This window comes from Rhizobium sp. 18055, assembly GCF_902706285.1.
Classification (GTDB): domain Bacteria; phylum Pseudomonadota; class Alphaproteobacteria; order Rhizobiales; family Rhizobiaceae; genus Rhizobium.
The window spans coordinates 33161-47154 of record NZ_CACSKD010000015.1 but is presented as its reverse complement, the minus strand read 5'-3'; the positions used below and the strand labels follow the sequence as shown (position 1 = coordinate 47154).

Sequence of the window (13994 nt, the reverse complement as noted above, 5' to 3'; positions counted from 1 at the left end):
CGATTCTAAGAGAAAAAAGGGAAATGAAAAGAAGGAGGAAACCGGTCGCAGACCGGTCCTCCCGTCGCCGCTATCGCTCAATCGCCGCCTGCGCGATCCCGGCCACTCGTCCTTCGCAGGGCTGTCAGCCCCGCTTGTCCTTCGCAGCAGGGATGCTCGGCCGCGATTGCGCCGGGCTGCCCGCCCTGCGGTCCGGGAAGTGTCTTCGGGAAAAGTGAAGACACGAGAAGGACCGGCGAAGGGCCGTGTCCATAACCTGGAAAGGTTCATTCCATGCGACACATGAAAATCGACCCGCGCGCGCTGAAGGACAATCCCGACAATACGCGCCAGACCAAATCCTCACCGCAGGGTGACGCCCTGCTTCTGGCAACCATCAAAGCCGTCGGTATCATCCAGCCGCCGGTCGTCTTCGCCGAGCCGGATGGCGGCAACGGCTACATCATCGAGGCCGGTCATCGCCGCAGGCGTTTGGCAGTCGCCGCCGGGCTCGAGGAAATCGACGTTCTCGTGGTCGACGCAGCCGATGACAATGGCGCCATGCGCTCGATGGTCGAAAACATCGCCCGTGAGCCGCTCAACCCGATCGACCAATGGCGCGGCATCGAGCGTCTGGTCGCCCTCGGCTGGACCGAGGAAGCGATCGCGGTGGCACTGACGCTGCCTGTGCGCCAGATCCGCAAGCTCCGATTGCTCGCCAACGTGCTGCCGGCGATGCTTGACCACATGGCCAAGGGCGACATGCCCTCCGAGCCGCAGCTCAGGACCATCGCGGCAGCCTCGCTCGACGAGCAGAAGGAAGTCTGGAAGGCGCACAAGCCGAAGAAGGGCGATACCGCCTCGTGGTGGTCGGTCGCCAACGCGCTGACCAAGAAGCGGATGTATGCCAAGGACGCGAGCTTCGGCGACGACCTGGCGCAGGCCTATGGCATCGAATGGGTGGAGGATCTCTTCGCCCCGGCCGACGAGGACTCGCGCTACACCACCAATGTCGAGGCCTATCTCGGCGCCCAGCAGGAGTGGATGACGAGCAATCTTCCCAAGAAGGGCGCGATCGTCGAGGTCAACAACTGGGGACAGCCGGAATTGCCGAAAAAGGCCGAACGCGTTTACGGCAAGCCGGGCAAGGGCGATAGCACGGCGCTCTATCTCGACCGCGAGGGCAAGGTGCAGACCGCCCATTTCCGCTTGCCGGAGGCCAAGAAAACGAAGAGTAGCGCGGCAGACGACGTCGACAACGGAAGCGATGACGGCATTATCGCCAAGCCGCGCGCCGACGTCACCCAGAAGGGCCAGGACATGATCGGTGATTTCCGCACCGACGCGCTTCACGAAGCGCTCGGCCGCGCGCCGATCGAGGACGACATGCTGATGGCGTTGCTTGTGATCGGCTTTGCCGGCCTCAATGTGCGCGTCGATTCCGGAACGGCCGGCTCTATCCTGGGCAGCAAACGGCTGACGCGGCACGCCGTCCATCTCTTCGATCAGGACGGCCGGCTTGCGGCCGACATGGACAGCCTGCGGGTGGCCGCGCGCTCGGTCCTGATCGAGGTGTTCTCGTGCAGGCGCAACATGTCCAACAGCGGTATTGTCTCCCGCATCGCCGGCAGCGCCATCGGGGCGGACACGTTCCTGCCGAATATGGGAACGGAAGACTTCCTCGCGTGCCTGTCGCGCACGGCGCTGGAGGCTTCGTGCGAGGGCACGTCGATTGTTCCGCGCCCGAAGGTCCGGGAAACCCGCGCAGCGCTGGTCGAGCAGTTCAGGCAAGAACGCTTTGTGCATCCGTCCGCCCTGTTTGCACCGGTCGACACGGAACTCGCCGATTGGATCAAGCGCGGCGAAGTTATCGAGGGCGACGATGCCGACGCGGCGGAGAGCGTCGAAGCCGATCCGCATTACCTGGGCCCGACCGAGGACAGCGGCGCAGCTGATCCAACGGAGCTCGCTGACGCCGAAGCGACCGAGAATTCCGAAGGTGAGGACACGGCATTCGGGATCGCGGCGGAATAGCCGCCTTCCCTTTTCTTCCGATCGAACGACCGCCGCCGGGCCACCACCCGGCGGCGGTCCTGTTTCCAGCAACCCAAACCAGGAGGACATGCAATGTCCGCATCTCTGATCTTCGACCTCGTCCCGATCGGTGCCACGGTGGCATGGTCGGATGCCACGCCACGTCCGCCAGAGCGTTTTCGCAAGAAGCTCGCGTCATGGAAGACCCGCAACAGCCAGGGCCGGCTGATCCGCAAAGAGGATGCTAGAACCCGCGGCAGCTACGACGCGCCCGCTTACTTCACTCTGCATGAAGGCGATTTCGGCGCCAATGGCGTGATCACGATCCGTGTCCATCGGACGTTCTCGATCGACAGCGACCTGACGTTCACGGTGATTGAGCGCCCGAAACCCGGTTCCGTCCGGATCTTCGATCGCGCCGGCGAGCACGCCGAACTCGTGCATCTCGCTGCTGATCGACAGGCGGCCGAGGCATGGCTGACCCGGCATGGTTATCCCCATGCCGTGCTTGACGAGGTAACCGCTGACGAAGTCGCGGCGGACCATGTCGAAGGGAGGGCCGCGCCATGAGCACCCCGGTTCTCTCCCCCTCCGACGTTTCCACCTCCGAATCGGAGGTGGAATTTGGTCGCAGTGCCGACGGATTGCCTGTCGCCCGCGTCGGCGATCTCGTCTTCGCCATGGTGCCTGGTCGCCACAACGAGTATTTCCTCGCCAGCGCCTGGCGCGTCTCGCGGCCACTCATCGGTCTCAAGCGCGAGGACTTCTATTCGCACCATGGCGCTGTGGCGGATGAAGATGCCTTTCGCGCGCGGATGCTCGAACAGGCGGAACACAGCCGTGAACTCCGCGCGCTCGGGCGCCACAGTGTTCGCATGCATTGCAGCACCCCGTGGGGACCGTCGCAGGGCGCCACGATCTATGCCGACGGCGTGGTTTCCCACACCACGGCCGGGCACGGCGGCTTCAAGCTGTCGGTTGAACGGAACGCAAAAGTTCATCAGCTGCTCCGCGCCGATGGCGGTTGGTACGAAGAGGATGCCGCATGGGCGATCGTCGCGCTCACCTTCCCGACGCTGTTCACCGGCTACGAGCACAGGACCGCTGACCGGACGATCCGCGATTCCTGGCCCGATGCCTGGGAGGCGGTTCACGGCCGGGAACTTGCTCCCGGTCAGTCCATCGAAAAGGACCGCCGGGCGTTTCACGCGGTGCATGCCGGCGACTGGATCGTCATTTCGGCGCTGCGTTCCGATTATCACCCCGGCATGACCGAGGTGATCGCAACGATCGGCGGCACGCGTGATGGCGGGGCGGAAGAGCGTCGTTACCTCGTCCCGAGCGACGGCTACAAGGTCGGCCGGTTCGGTTTCGTCATCGATGAGGCGCGCCATTCCGCCCATGACGGCCCGTCGAGCTTTGCCAGTTGGCGCGGGAGGGCTGCGTGATGGCAATCCAGGCAAATCACAGCGCATTGTTGTCGCACATGGAAGAGGCGCGCCGGCAGACCCAGCATCAGATTGACCTGATCGATCGGCAGATCACCCGCCGCATGACCGCGCTGATCCCGCGACTCGGCCGACGCCAGCAGGGGTATCGACGGGGCAAGGCTGCCGATCCCGGTGCGTTCCTCGAACGCTACCGCGCCAACCTTTCGGCACTCACGGCCGAGCGCCAGCCCGAGATCGATGCGCTCTCCCGCAAGCTCGCGCGACAGGATGCCGCCATCGCCGCAGTTCGGGCGCGCCTGGAGATACGGATTCCGGGATCGAACTCCGATCCCGACGCATACTTGTCCCTTCCCCAGCCGCTGATCACGGAGGATCTGCGGCGATGACAACGATCGGAGACCTCGAACGCAAGGCAGGTATCGCCACATCGACCGAAGAGCGAACCGCATTCTGGACGCGGTTCCGTCATTTGAAGGGCGAGCATCGGCTGAGGGCCGGTGTCGCGGAGCTGCTGCGGCTTGTTGCCGAGAAGGAAAACGCCACCGGGGACACAGACTCGACACCCGGTGCCGCGCAGTCAAAACGCGAACGACTGCCGCCCCTGACCGTCGAGCAGCACCGGGCGCTGCAAGCCTATGCGGCCAAGCACGGCCGCCGGTGGAAAAGCATCCTCAACATTGTGTGGATGGGCGCCGCGCCCTATGACGACGGTGGGATCCTGCGCGGTCTGCGCAATTCGCATGGGCCGTCATGGCTTGTCGCCTACCGATTGCCAAAGCCCGGTGACCTGGTCGATCCCGATCTAGAGGCGCCGGACCTCTAAAGCGCGATCAGCGCTTACGCACGAATTCTGTGCGCAGGACCAGTCCCCTGATGGACTCATGGCGGCAATCGATTTCTTCCGCATTGTCGGTGAGGCGGATCGACCGGATCACCGTGCCCTGCTTGAGCGTCTGGCCGGCGCCCTTCACCTTCAGGTCCTTGATCAGGACCACGGAGTCGCCATCGGCGAGAAGATTGCCCGAGGCGTCGCGGACCTCGAAACCCGCCGCAGTCTGCGCGGCAATCTCGGAAGCCGGCCGCCATTCACCGGTCGCTTCGTCGTAGATATAGTCGTCGTTCGGATTGCTCATCCCTGCCCCGCCGTGATGTTTCGCACCGTCCATGGTTACCGTCATGCTGTCTGCATCGGCGGCTGGACGCGTGTGCGCCTCTATCGTGGAAGTGGCGGCAAAGCAAACGTCAGGGTCGCATCAGATGTTGGTGTCGCTTGCTTGGCATCGGATTCTTTCAGCGGTTTTGGTGAGTTCCCGAACCCTTGCCGGCCTGCCCTTCGGTTTTGCTGCGGTCTGAACCGTCGGCCGTTCGTTTCAAGGCCGCTATCGCGCCGCGTGGCGGCCGGCCCCGCCTCCCTTCGCAAAGCGGCTCCGCGTCCCTCGCAGGGCTCTGCCCCGCTTGTCCGCAAACCCGCTTCGCTCGCTCAGTGGCGCCGGACCCTGAAACGCCCGTCTTCCGCCGGTTCTGTCTGACCGCACCGAAGGACAGACCGGCAAGGGCCGGAACCGCTTCGCAGCAACCTCGAAAGGAAGAACCGATGGCAAAGTCCGCAACCCAGTCCCGCCAGTCCGCCCGCGTCGTCCCGCTCCGCAAGGGCGCCACACTCGAAATGGTCCGGCTCACCTGCCCGGACGCCGTCCAGGCATTGGCGATCGCCGAAAGCTTCGGCACTGCGGTGGTCGACGGCGACGGCATCCGCGACCTGCACGAGCGCCTGATCGTCGAGACCGCCGACAGCCTCTCTGAAGGTCTTGGCGAACGGGCGATGCAGATCCACCTGCAGCGCATCGTCGGGGCCTATGTCGGGTCCGCGCATGGCGCCGGTCAATTTTACTCCCGCGCCGTCTCCGAGGCCCGCGACGCGACCGCGAAGGCGGCCAACGACGCCCGCGACGAGGACCTCGACGGTCCCGTCGGATACGATAGCGCCGCCCAGCGCAAGCGTGAGTTTGCGGCCGACATGGGGATCCAGTCGCATGCGCTCCGGATGGCCGCGGAGGGTGCCGTTACCGCCTACGAGCATGTGGTCGGTGAGCCCTGGAAGCCCTTCGACCGCCCGGTCGAAAATCCCGGTCAGTCGCTCGATCGCAAGGCTGCCGAGGCGCAACTGGCGGCTCTCGGTTGAGCCGCAGGGCGGGGCTTCGGCCCCGCCAAATACACTGATCGAGCACCCTTGGAAAAGAAGCCGCGATCATCTACATTAAACGAGATAATTATCTACATGGAGGGCGCCATGCCGATCAACGTCAACAATCCTGAGGCGGACAAGCTGACCCGCCAATTTGCCGAAATCGCCGGCGTCGGCATTACCGATGCCATCGTCATCGCCATGCGCGAAGCGATTGAAAGGCGCAGCCGGGTTGAATCCGCCATTGAAACAGCAGCACGGCTTCGCGAGAAGCATGGCGTCAAGATCAACGCCGACATGCGCAAACCCCTCCCGCGTAAGGCTTTCGATGATATGTGGGAGACCAACTGATGTTCATCGACGCATGCGCGATCATTGCGCTCCTGTCGGATGAGCCGGAGGCGGAGCGCGTTTCCAACGCAATCACCACTGTCAGGACACCGTTAACATCGCCGGTCGCGGTGCTTGAGACGGTGCTCGGCCTTGCCAGGCCCGACAAGTTTGATCTCCCTATTCCAGAGGTCGAAAACCTGGTGATGGAATTCCTTGAATTGCGGCAGATCGAGCTCCGCGATTTACCTCCTGCAAAGGAAACCACCCGTCTGGCGCTGTCCGCGGCCGCCCGGTTTCGCAGCGGCCGACACGGCTTGAACCTTGGTGATTGCCTGCATTACGCCTGCGCCAAATTTTACGCGGTCCCCATACTTGCGACGGCTGACGAGTTTCGGCGCACCGACATTGACACCGTCGCTTAAGTGCAATCAATCTCGGGTTTCAACATCTCCGTGATCTGCTCATAGACATCGATGATGTGGCTGTAGATACAACGCCACGACAACTGATATAGGTTTTTGAGCTCGGCGGGATAGACCAATCCTCCTGGGACTGATTTGGGCCTACACGCGCAGCCTGCAGTTCGGCTGCGAATATGTTTCGAACGCTGATGGCCACGAGATCGCCGCGCTGTAGAGAATACTGCCAAAGAGTAAACTCTGCGTCGCGCTCGGCCAGGCCTCCGGCACGGCAGCAATTCCATGGGGGTAGGCATATTGACTGAAAGACCGAAGCATCCAAACCAGATCGATGTCGAGGTGGGCCAGCGCATCAGGCTACAGCGCAACGTCAGGGAAATGAGCCAGACAACGCTGGCCGATGCCCTGGGCATCACCTTTCAGCAGGTTCAGAAATACGAGAAGGGCACCAACCGCGTCGGCGCCAGCCGTCTGAGCCATATCGCTCAAGTGCTCGGTGTCCCCGTGTCATTTTTCTTTGGCGATCCACAACCAAGCTTCAGCACCAATTCGGCGGACGGCGTCGGCCCGATCGAGGATCTCTCCCAGTTCCTCTCAACCTCGGAAGGCCGTGACCTGAACCAGGCTTTCACACAAATCAGCTCACCCGCGATCAAGAAGAAGGTCGTCAATCTGGTCAAAGCGCTGGCGGCCGTCTCCGGCATCGAGAAATAAGAAGCCAGCTCGCATATTCTGTCTGCAGAGAATAATTGATTGAGACGGTAGAATAGCACCAGCTCGCGACCCGTCCCGTCGCCGGACCTGCCGGAGCGCGGGTCATGGGCAACGGCTTCGCCGTCCTCCACTTAGTTCCGGCCCTGATGACCACCCCATTGCGCTTCGCCCAATGAGGCCCCGGTCGGTGCCCACGCCCCTCATTGCTCCGGCCTTAGGACCGCCGTGACGGGGTCGCGATCGGCGCGACCTCCCAAAACGGAGGTTTGAGAAATGAGCAGGAAACAGGAAAACCAGCGCGCCGATGTTTACGCACGCATCACCGATACGATCGTGGCGCAGCTCGAGCGCGGTGTCCGCCCCTGGATGCAGCCGTGGTCGGCCACCAACATGGCAGGTCGGATCACCCGGCCGTTGAGGCACAACGGAGAGCGCTACAGCGGCATGAACGTGTTGCTGTTGTGGTCGGAGGGTCTGACCCGCGGCTATACGTCACCGATCTGGATGACCTTCAAGCAGGCGCTGGAACTGGGTGGTGCCGTCCGCAAGGGCGAAACCGGCGCCACCGTCATCTATGCCAGCCGCTTTACCAAGACAGAGACCGACGGACAGGGCGCTGAAGTCGAGCGCGATATTCCCTTTCTGAAAGCCTACACGGTCTTCAACGTCGCGCAAATCGACGGTCTTGCCGATCGGTATTATACCGATGCTGCACCGGTGCTCGATCCGGTCGAACGGATCGCCCACGCCGACCAGTTCTTCCGCAATACCGGTGCGGTGATCCGGCACGGTGGATCGCAAGCCTATTATTCGCCGGTATCCGACCACATCCAGATGCCCGCATTCGAGAGTTTCCGCGATGCCGCTTCCTACGTTGCAACGCTAAGCCATGAGAGTTGCCACTGGACGGCGCATCCAGATCGCGTCGGCCGAGATCTCAGCCGATACGGCAAGGACAAGACTGACCGAAGCCGCGAAGAGCTTTTGGCGGAACTCGGAAGCTGCTTCCTGTGCGCCGATCTCGGCATCGTCCCGGAACTAGAGCCACGTCCCGATCATGCGAGCTACCTTCAATCCTGGCTCAGGGTGCTGTCAGACGACAAGCGCGCCATCTTTCAGGCCGCAGCGCATGCACAACGCGCCGTGGCCTATCTCCACAGCCTGCAGCCGCTGATCTCGGAAGAGCGGGAGGCCGCCTGATGTCGTTTCCATCTTCCCGGTTGTTGATCCTCGCCTGCTCGGCGACGAAGCGCTGCGGGCAACAATCCATCCCCGCAATCGAACGTTATGACGGTCCGCTATGGCAACCTTGAAGCTTCTCCCAGCCGCCCTCCATTGCATTGCGGCCTTTCAGGTGCGGTCCGATCGTCCCGATCCTTGCGGCAGCCATCGAGGCCGCGAAGGGCGCGGCCCGAAACCAACGAAAGGAACATCACAATGGCGACCATCGGCACCTTCACCTCCTCGGAGGCCGGCTTCACCGGCTCGATCCGCATGCTGGCTCTCAACGTCAAGGCTCGCATCGCCCGCGTCGAGGACCCCTCCGACAAGGGACCGCACTTCCGCATCTACGCCGGCAATGTCGAGCTGGGCGCCGCCTGGCAGAAGCGCTCCGAGCAAACCGACCGCGACTACCTCTCGGTCAAGTTGGACGATCCGAGCTTCCCGGCTCCGATCTACGCAACGCTCGCCGAAGTCGAAGGCGAGGACGGCTACCAGCTGATCTGGTCCCGCCCGAACCGGGACTGAGGTCCCAACAGCCGGCCCCGCCACCAAGGCGGAGCCTCTTCTCGCAGCTGGAGGCAGGCGCGGCACCCGCGTCGGGTTTTTGCGCCAGGAAAATAGCCGGCAGGACTTGGGTCGTCGATGAAGGTCAGTCCCCGAAACGCTGCAGCATTTTCCTCAGCTGCGCATTCTGTTGGGTGAGCTTGCGGGCCAGCTGGTGCCGCAAACCTGCAACATCGAGATCAAGCTCTGCCATCTCCTCATGGAATGTCTTGGGAGCCGTTCGCCACAGCTCCACTGTCTCCGACGCGGCGGGCTCAGGCCTTTTCCGCGCGGCATTGTCTTTGATCGCTTTTGCCCGCTTTGCTTTGGACGGCTTCACGGCGGATTTGCCGGGTCTTGCATCGGACGACGCCTTATCGGCATGAGCGATCTCGGCTAACGCCATCTCGGGATCGTCATATGTCTTTGGGGTTACGACCGCTTCCTCTGTGCGTGGACTGCTCTTTTCGTTGGCGTCCGCCGTTTGTCCCGACGACAGGGACTCGACGGTCGGCTCGGAACTCGCGGACACGGTATCCGTAACCGACGGTTTCCCTCTGACCTCTGTGGAAACGGCCTGTTTGTTCTCCGGGTGATATTCAAGCGTTTTCATCTCGGGCGCTTGCGAGCCTGCAGGCTCCGTCGAACCAATGGAGGGCTTACGTGACACCAGGTCAGCCAAAAATCTCCAAGGTGTTTTCATTGGATCGACGCCTCACGCGAGCTGCGACCGATAAGTCGCGATTGCAATGCCGGGCCCTTCGGGAGCCCGGTCGATCTTTCATGTCCAGAGACAGGCTGGTCGCTTGGCGAGATATAACCTGCCTGCTCCTGTCAGCTTGTCCCCAAGCGCTTGCGCAGGTCAGCATTTTCGGCGCGCAGCTTGTCAGAAAGCTGTTTGCGAAGACGCTTGTTCTCTTCTTCAAGCTCAATGAGAGTCGCAATATCGTCCAAGATTTCGCTCGAAGAGCCGCTGGGCTCCTGTGCGCGATTTGCCCGCGATATCATTGCAGGCTCGCCAACCGACTTTTTTGATTTGGCGGCGATACCCCTGAAGACTTGCGCCCTTGGGGCTTTCGCCGGCTTTTCTTTCCCCGCAGATTTGACCGCGGCTGCGGCTTCGATCTCGGCCTTTGAGCGTCTTGGAGCACGGGTCTTTTTAACAGCTGCGGGCGCAACCTGTGTTTCAGTCACGACGTCATTACCGGCATTCTCGGTGGTCGTCTCATCGGCCATCAGTGTTCTCCTCTGTAGGGCGATGAAGCATTTGTTCCACAGCAAGCGATGTCAATGGTCCAAAGGCAATTCCATCATTTTCCCGATACCCTAGTCCGCAGGCCCACGTATCGGGTGGAAATGGATGGCTTAATGGATACCGGCAACCTCATCGCGACTTCTGGAACACAAGATCGAGCCCGAGCGCATCTTGCTCGACGACTTGCCGGACTTAACGGTCGGGCGTTGAACTTGCGCGTGAACGCGGGAGAGTGACCGTGATGGAAGCGGCCGTGGCCACGGCCCGAAATACCGTCAATGACCATCCGCGAGCATTGGATGTGAAAGACATCCGACGCCTCATGGAGCGGGGCGCGGCGGCCGGTACAGCCTGGGCTGAACAGCAGGGTGACTGGCGGACCAACACTCAGCCGAATTCGCGGCCGCCATCGACGATATGTCAATCGGCACTGTCAGTTCCCTTCACATAATTGTTGCCGGCTCTTCTACGGGCTCGATGAGGCATGTCTGATCGAAGAACGGCTTTGCCTCGATCGTCTTCCCGCAACGGCCATCCGCCACTTTCTTCCCCTGGCAGCTGGGCTGCCATTCCTCGCGAAGCAACAAAGCTTCTCCCGGCCGCCCTCCATTGCATTGCGGCCCCTATGGGGTGCGGTCCGATCGTCCCCGATCCTTGCGACAGCCATCGAGGCCGCGAAGGGCGCGGCCCGAAACCAAGCGAAAGGAACATCACAATGGCGACCATCGGCACCTTCACCTCCTCTGAGACCGGCTTCACCGGCTCGATCCGCACGCTGGCTCTCAACGTCAAGGCTCGCATCGCCCGCGTCGAGAACCCCTCCGACAAGGGACCGCACTTCCGCATCTACGCCGGCAATGTCGAGCTGGGCGCCGCCTGGCAGAAGCGCTCCGAGCAAACCGACCGCGACTACCTCTCGGTCAAGTTGGACGATCCGAGCTTCCCGGCTCCGATCTACGCAACGCTCGCCGAAGTCGAAGGCGAGGACGGCTACCAGCTGATCTGGTCCCGCCCGAACCGGGACTGAGGTCCCAACAGCCGGCCCCGCCACCAAGGCGGGGCCTCTTCTCACGCCTTCTTTGAAGCCAGGACCGGGTATCGAACCCCGTCCTGGCTTTATGGTGCCAAACCGAACCCAAATGTCTGATCAGTTCGACCGAGTGTGCCATGGCGGCATCGAGGCCTCAAAGGACGAGTGGTCATCCCCCAATTTTGTCTCCGCTCCGGTTCCCTGCGCTGCGACAAAATCGGCTCCCCCACTCGCCGGCTCCGCCGGTCGCTATCGCGATCCTTGACCCCTCCATCTCGCCATGACCGCGGCCGTCATCTTTCACAAACGTCAAGGAGACGACGATGACCAACGAACTCGACCGCACGATCCTCGAACTCAAGGCCGAGCTGGGCAATGCCCATCCCGACGAACGCCGCCAGATCGAAGCCGAACTCGAACAGGCGCTGGCCGAGCGCGAGATCCTCGCCGCCGAAGACGAAGGCCGCGTCAGCGCTGAGCCTCCCTTATGAGGGAGGCTTTTGCCTTGTCGCCAAGCACGACACTCCGGATCGGCCGGCGCCCCGTGCTCGCAGCTCCGCTTCGTGGGATTTCTTGCCGGTTACGCATCATACCTTGGCCGAAGCTCTGGCGTGTTCCCGCATTCTCCTTTCGACGCCCTGTCATCGGCATCGGGGATGTTGCAGGCCGGCGCCGCAACCTGCCGCCGCCAGAATTTTCCCCGCCGCGTTTCGGCTTCCTCGCGAGGCATAATTCAGGCGCCGTCAGGTCCTCCGCATGCGCTGCGGTCGTTCGGTGCGGCACGCCTTTCCGGTCTGCATGTCACACCCCGCAATGACAGCTTATCGAAAGGACACCATCATGCGACAACTGGCCCAATATCTCAGCGCCACTGGCCGCCGCCTCCGCGATCTCGGCAAGGTGATGTGTCACTTCTTCCGCAAGGGCAAGCTCGGCGTAAAGCTCGCGGTCAAGGTCCCGTTCTTCGTCGAATTCGAAGTCAGCTTCGAGACCGACTGGAACCGGCGGCGATGAGGGGTGAAACGGGCCGCTTCGGCGCCCCTTTTTTCGCTCGCGATCAGCGCTGGCTTGGATTGCGACCTGGGTTGAGAGCCGTGTGATCGTGGCAGGCGAAGAAGATCGAGGAACAGACGTACGGGTCTTTGTTCGGCCCGGAATGATTTTCGTTCATCTATTCGGGCATCAATCCGGCCCCTGCGTGGCGCCAGGCGGCCACCTCGAAAAACTAAATCCATGGTCATGGCACAGTTGCGCGCCATGTTCTTCACGCCATCCTGGCATTCGACGAAAAGATGGGATTGATGCGTGCCCATGTGAGGAAGCGCCGACATCCGGTAGCGTGCCAATCGACACATTTAAATCATTTGATTGCGATCGATGGCCTGAGTGAAACACGGAAGAAGGTTGGGCCGGGTCGCCTGTGGCGATCGGCTCTATTCGCTCTGCTCACCGAACCCGCAAGCGGGTTCGGCCTGCCGGTAACGATCCTCCCGCGCGCCTCAACGCGCTGACTGTCGCGGTATCCCTGCCGGAGGCGAATTCGCGCGGCCTGTGGCCCGTCGTTTCAGCCAATGACTGGTGCTGCCACTTCTCTGCCGATCGTCGGGCGGCGTGAACATGGCTTATCGGAGAGGGTAAGGAAGCCCCACTTCTTCGTGTTGATATTTAGATGTTGTCGGCGCGGATGACGGCCGCCAAAGAAAAGCGGAACGGTTTAGCCGGGCGCAGTCGGTCCCGCCTTCCGCTTGCGCGGCGCTATGCTAAGGCTCCTGCGTCTGCGCTTCTACCGGATAAACCGTATCGAGAATTCCCGAAATCCCACCCTCCGGGTGGCGCTATGCTGATTTCTCCGATGCTCTTCTTTTTTGCTTTTTCTCATTGAGGTCGAAGAGCTCCCGAGCCTCAAGGTCAGCATCCGCGTCGAGCGCGCCTGCATCAAAGGCCCCGCTTGCGCATCCTCGCAGGCAATGTCGGATTCGGCCCTTCCTGGGAGAAGACGTCGAGCAAAAGTCGCGACCTCTCGGGTCAAGCGGACAATCCGAGCCTTTCCGCTCCGATCTACGCCACCCTGATCGAGGTCGAAAGCGAGATGGCCTCTCGCAACATCTGGTCCCGGCCTAACCGGGGCTGACCGAGCAATCGCCTCTGCCAAAATGCGGCGCTCTTTCCAGGTCAACGATTAACCCTGTTCGGTTCCTATCTCCTGCGGCTGAAAAAAAAGGCGGGCTTTCCCGGTGCGCCTTGTCTTCTATGTTCATTCAAGCGACAACCGGATTGGACGGTCCTAAAACTTCCGTAACCATCCGAAAGCTGAACGACGAAGATCCAGTAGATTCGCTTACAGGGAGAGCTCAAATGGGCATATTCGATTCCATCAAGAACGCCATATTCGGCGAAGCTAAAGCCGAAACGCTGCCTACACCGGCAGAAGAAAAGTCCGCAATGACCACCGAAACCAATCCGACGACGACAGCAACCACGGCGGCCGAGGCAGTCACAAATCCTGTGGGCGCGGCGGTTGACGTAAGTTTCGTCCTTGATCAGGCGGTAAAGGCGAGCGGGCAGAAGCTCGACTGGAAGCATTCGATCGTGGACCTGATGAAGGCGTTGCAACTCGATAGCAGCCTGGGTGCCCGTAAGGAGCTTGCCTCCGAGCTTGGCTATTCGGGGGACGCGTCCGATTCCGCAACCATGAACGTGTGGTTGCACAAGGCTGTCATCAAGAAATTGTCGGAAAACGGCGGCAATGTTCCCGCAGACCTGCTCGATTGATACAAGTTGAGCTTTGCTGGTTGCACTCGCACGGGTGCGGCCAGTTTTGCATCAA

Annotated in this window: 19 protein-coding genes; 16 read left to right on the top strand and 3 right to left on the bottom strand. The window is 61.8% G+C overall.

Annotation, left to right across the window (positions count from 1 at the left end; translation table 11 throughout):
- Positions 1-273 precede the first annotated feature (273 nt).
- The 5 genes from GVL52_RS22115 to GVL52_RS30480 all read left to right on the top strand — a co-directional run bounded on the left by GVL52_RS22115 (position 274) and on the right by GVL52_RS30480 (position 4287).
- The gene (locus GVL52_RS22115) at positions 274-2013 is read left to right on the top strand and encodes a ParB/RepB/Spo0J family partition protein (protein ID WP_160011105.1); all 1740 of its coding nucleotides are present in this window, start codon (positions 274-276) and stop codon (positions 2011-2013) included.
- A 93-nt stretch (positions 2014-2106) separates the two neighbouring features.
- Positions 2107-2583, top strand: a complete 477-nt coding sequence (locus GVL52_RS22110; RefSeq protein ID WP_160011103.1) for a hypothetical protein — start codon at positions 2107-2109, stop codon at positions 2581-2583.
- On the top strand, positions 2580-3461 hold the full coding sequence (locus tag GVL52_RS22105) for a hypothetical protein (protein WP_160011101.1): 882 nt from the start codon (positions 2580-2582) through the stop codon (positions 3459-3461). The genes GVL52_RS22110 and GVL52_RS22105 overlap by 4 nt, the downstream gene beginning before the upstream one ends.
- Positions 3461-3850 carry a hypothetical protein gene (locus GVL52_RS22100; protein ID WP_244618849.1) on the top strand — a complete coding sequence of 130 codons (390 nt, stop codon included), beginning with the start codon at positions 3461-3463 and terminating at the stop codon, positions 3848-3850. The genes GVL52_RS22105 and GVL52_RS22100 overlap by 1 nt, the downstream gene beginning before the upstream one ends.
- Positions 3847-4287 carry a hypothetical protein gene (locus GVL52_RS30480; protein WP_200847879.1) on the top strand — a complete coding sequence of 147 codons (441 nt, stop codon included), beginning with the start codon at positions 3847-3849 and terminating at the stop codon, positions 4285-4287. Before GVL52_RS22100 ends, GVL52_RS30480 begins: the two co-directional genes overlap by 4 nt.
- Before the next feature lie 7 nt (positions 4288-4294).
- Here the strand turns inward: GVL52_RS30480 and GVL52_RS22090 are convergent, their stop codons facing one another.
- Positions 4295-4597 carry an alkylphosphonate utilization protein gene (locus GVL52_RS22090; RefSeq protein WP_160011214.1) on the bottom strand — a complete coding sequence of 101 codons (303 nt, stop codon included), beginning with the start codon at positions 4595-4597 and terminating at the stop codon, positions 4295-4297.
- A 461-nt stretch (positions 4598-5058) separates the two neighbouring features.
- Between GVL52_RS22090 and GVL52_RS22085 the strand changes: the two genes are divergently transcribed.
- The 6 genes from GVL52_RS22085 to GVL52_RS22060 all read left to right on the top strand — a co-directional run bounded on the left by GVL52_RS22085 (position 5059) and on the right by GVL52_RS22060 (position 8864).
- A complete protein-coding gene (locus GVL52_RS22085) occupies positions 5059-5646 on the top strand; it encodes a hypothetical protein (RefSeq protein ID WP_159952655.1) in 588 nt (195 codons plus the stop codon).
- A 108-nt stretch (positions 5647-5754) separates the two neighbouring features.
- On the top strand, positions 5755-6000 hold the full coding sequence (locus GVL52_RS22080) for a type II toxin-antitoxin system VapB family antitoxin (protein ID WP_159952737.1): 246 nt from the start codon (positions 5755-5757) through the stop codon (positions 5998-6000).
- A complete protein-coding gene (locus GVL52_RS22075; protein WP_160011099.1) occupies positions 6000-6404 on the top strand; it encodes a type II toxin-antitoxin system VapC family toxin in 405 nt (134 codons plus the stop codon). The genes GVL52_RS22080 and GVL52_RS22075 overlap by 1 nt, the downstream gene beginning before the upstream one ends.
- A 294-nt stretch (positions 6405-6698) precedes the next feature.
- Positions 6699-7115 (top strand): helix-turn-helix domain-containing protein, encoded by a 417-nt coding sequence (locus GVL52_RS22070; protein WP_160011097.1) that lies wholly within the window; start codon positions 6699-6701, stop codon positions 7113-7115.
- A gap of 273 nt (positions 7116-7388) precedes the next feature.
- The gene (locus GVL52_RS22065; RefSeq protein WP_159952652.1) at positions 7389-8315 is read left to right on the top strand and encodes an ArdC family protein; all 927 of its coding nucleotides are present in this window, start codon (positions 7389-7391) and stop codon (positions 8313-8315) included.
- Between the two features lie 237 nt (positions 8316-8552).
- Complete coding sequence (locus GVL52_RS22060) at positions 8553-8864, top strand: DUF736 domain-containing protein (protein ID WP_160011095.1); 312 nt, start codon at positions 8553-8555, stop codon at positions 8862-8864.
- Positions 8865-8988: 124 nt separating this feature from the next.
- Here GVL52_RS22060 and GVL52_RS22055 read toward each other — a convergent pair whose 3' ends face one another.
- Entirely contained in the window at positions 8989-9585 is a 597-nt protein-coding gene (locus GVL52_RS22055; protein WP_160011093.1) for a hypothetical protein, read from the bottom strand.
- Positions 9586-9716: 131 nt separating this feature from the next.
- Positions 9717-10118, bottom strand: coding sequence for a SyrB-like regulator (locus GVL52_RS30475; RefSeq protein WP_200847878.1), 402 nt, complete (start codon positions 10116-10118; stop codon positions 9717-9719).
- 734 nt (positions 10119-10852) lie between these two features.
- Between GVL52_RS30475 and GVL52_RS22045 the strand changes: the two genes are divergently transcribed.
- The 5 genes from GVL52_RS22045 to GVL52_RS22035 all read left to right on the top strand — a co-directional run bounded on the left by GVL52_RS22045 (position 10853) and on the right by GVL52_RS22035 (position 13939).
- Positions 10853-11164 carry a DUF736 domain-containing protein gene (locus tag GVL52_RS22045; protein ID WP_200844349.1) on the top strand — a complete coding sequence of 104 codons (312 nt, stop codon included), beginning with the start codon at positions 10853-10855 and terminating at the stop codon, positions 11162-11164.
- Between the two features lie 326 nt (positions 11165-11490).
- Entirely contained in the window at positions 11491-11658 is a 168-nt protein-coding gene (locus GVL52_RS30470) for a hypothetical protein (protein ID WP_200847877.1), read from the top strand.
- A gap of 349 nt (positions 11659-12007) precedes the next feature.
- The gene (locus tag GVL52_RS30465) at positions 12008-12181 is read left to right on the top strand and encodes a hypothetical protein (protein WP_200844347.1); all 174 of its coding nucleotides are present in this window, start codon (positions 12008-12010) and stop codon (positions 12179-12181) included.
- Positions 12182-13115: 934 nt separating this feature from the next.
- A complete protein-coding gene (locus GVL52_RS22040) occupies positions 13116-13298 on the top strand; it encodes a DUF736 family protein (RefSeq protein ID WP_244619251.1) in 183 nt (60 codons plus the stop codon).
- Between the two features lie 224 nt (positions 13299-13522).
- Complete coding sequence (locus GVL52_RS22035; RefSeq protein WP_160011091.1) at positions 13523-13939, top strand: DUF3597 domain-containing protein; 417 nt, start codon at positions 13523-13525, stop codon at positions 13937-13939.
- Positions 13940-13994: the final 55 nt, after the last annotated feature.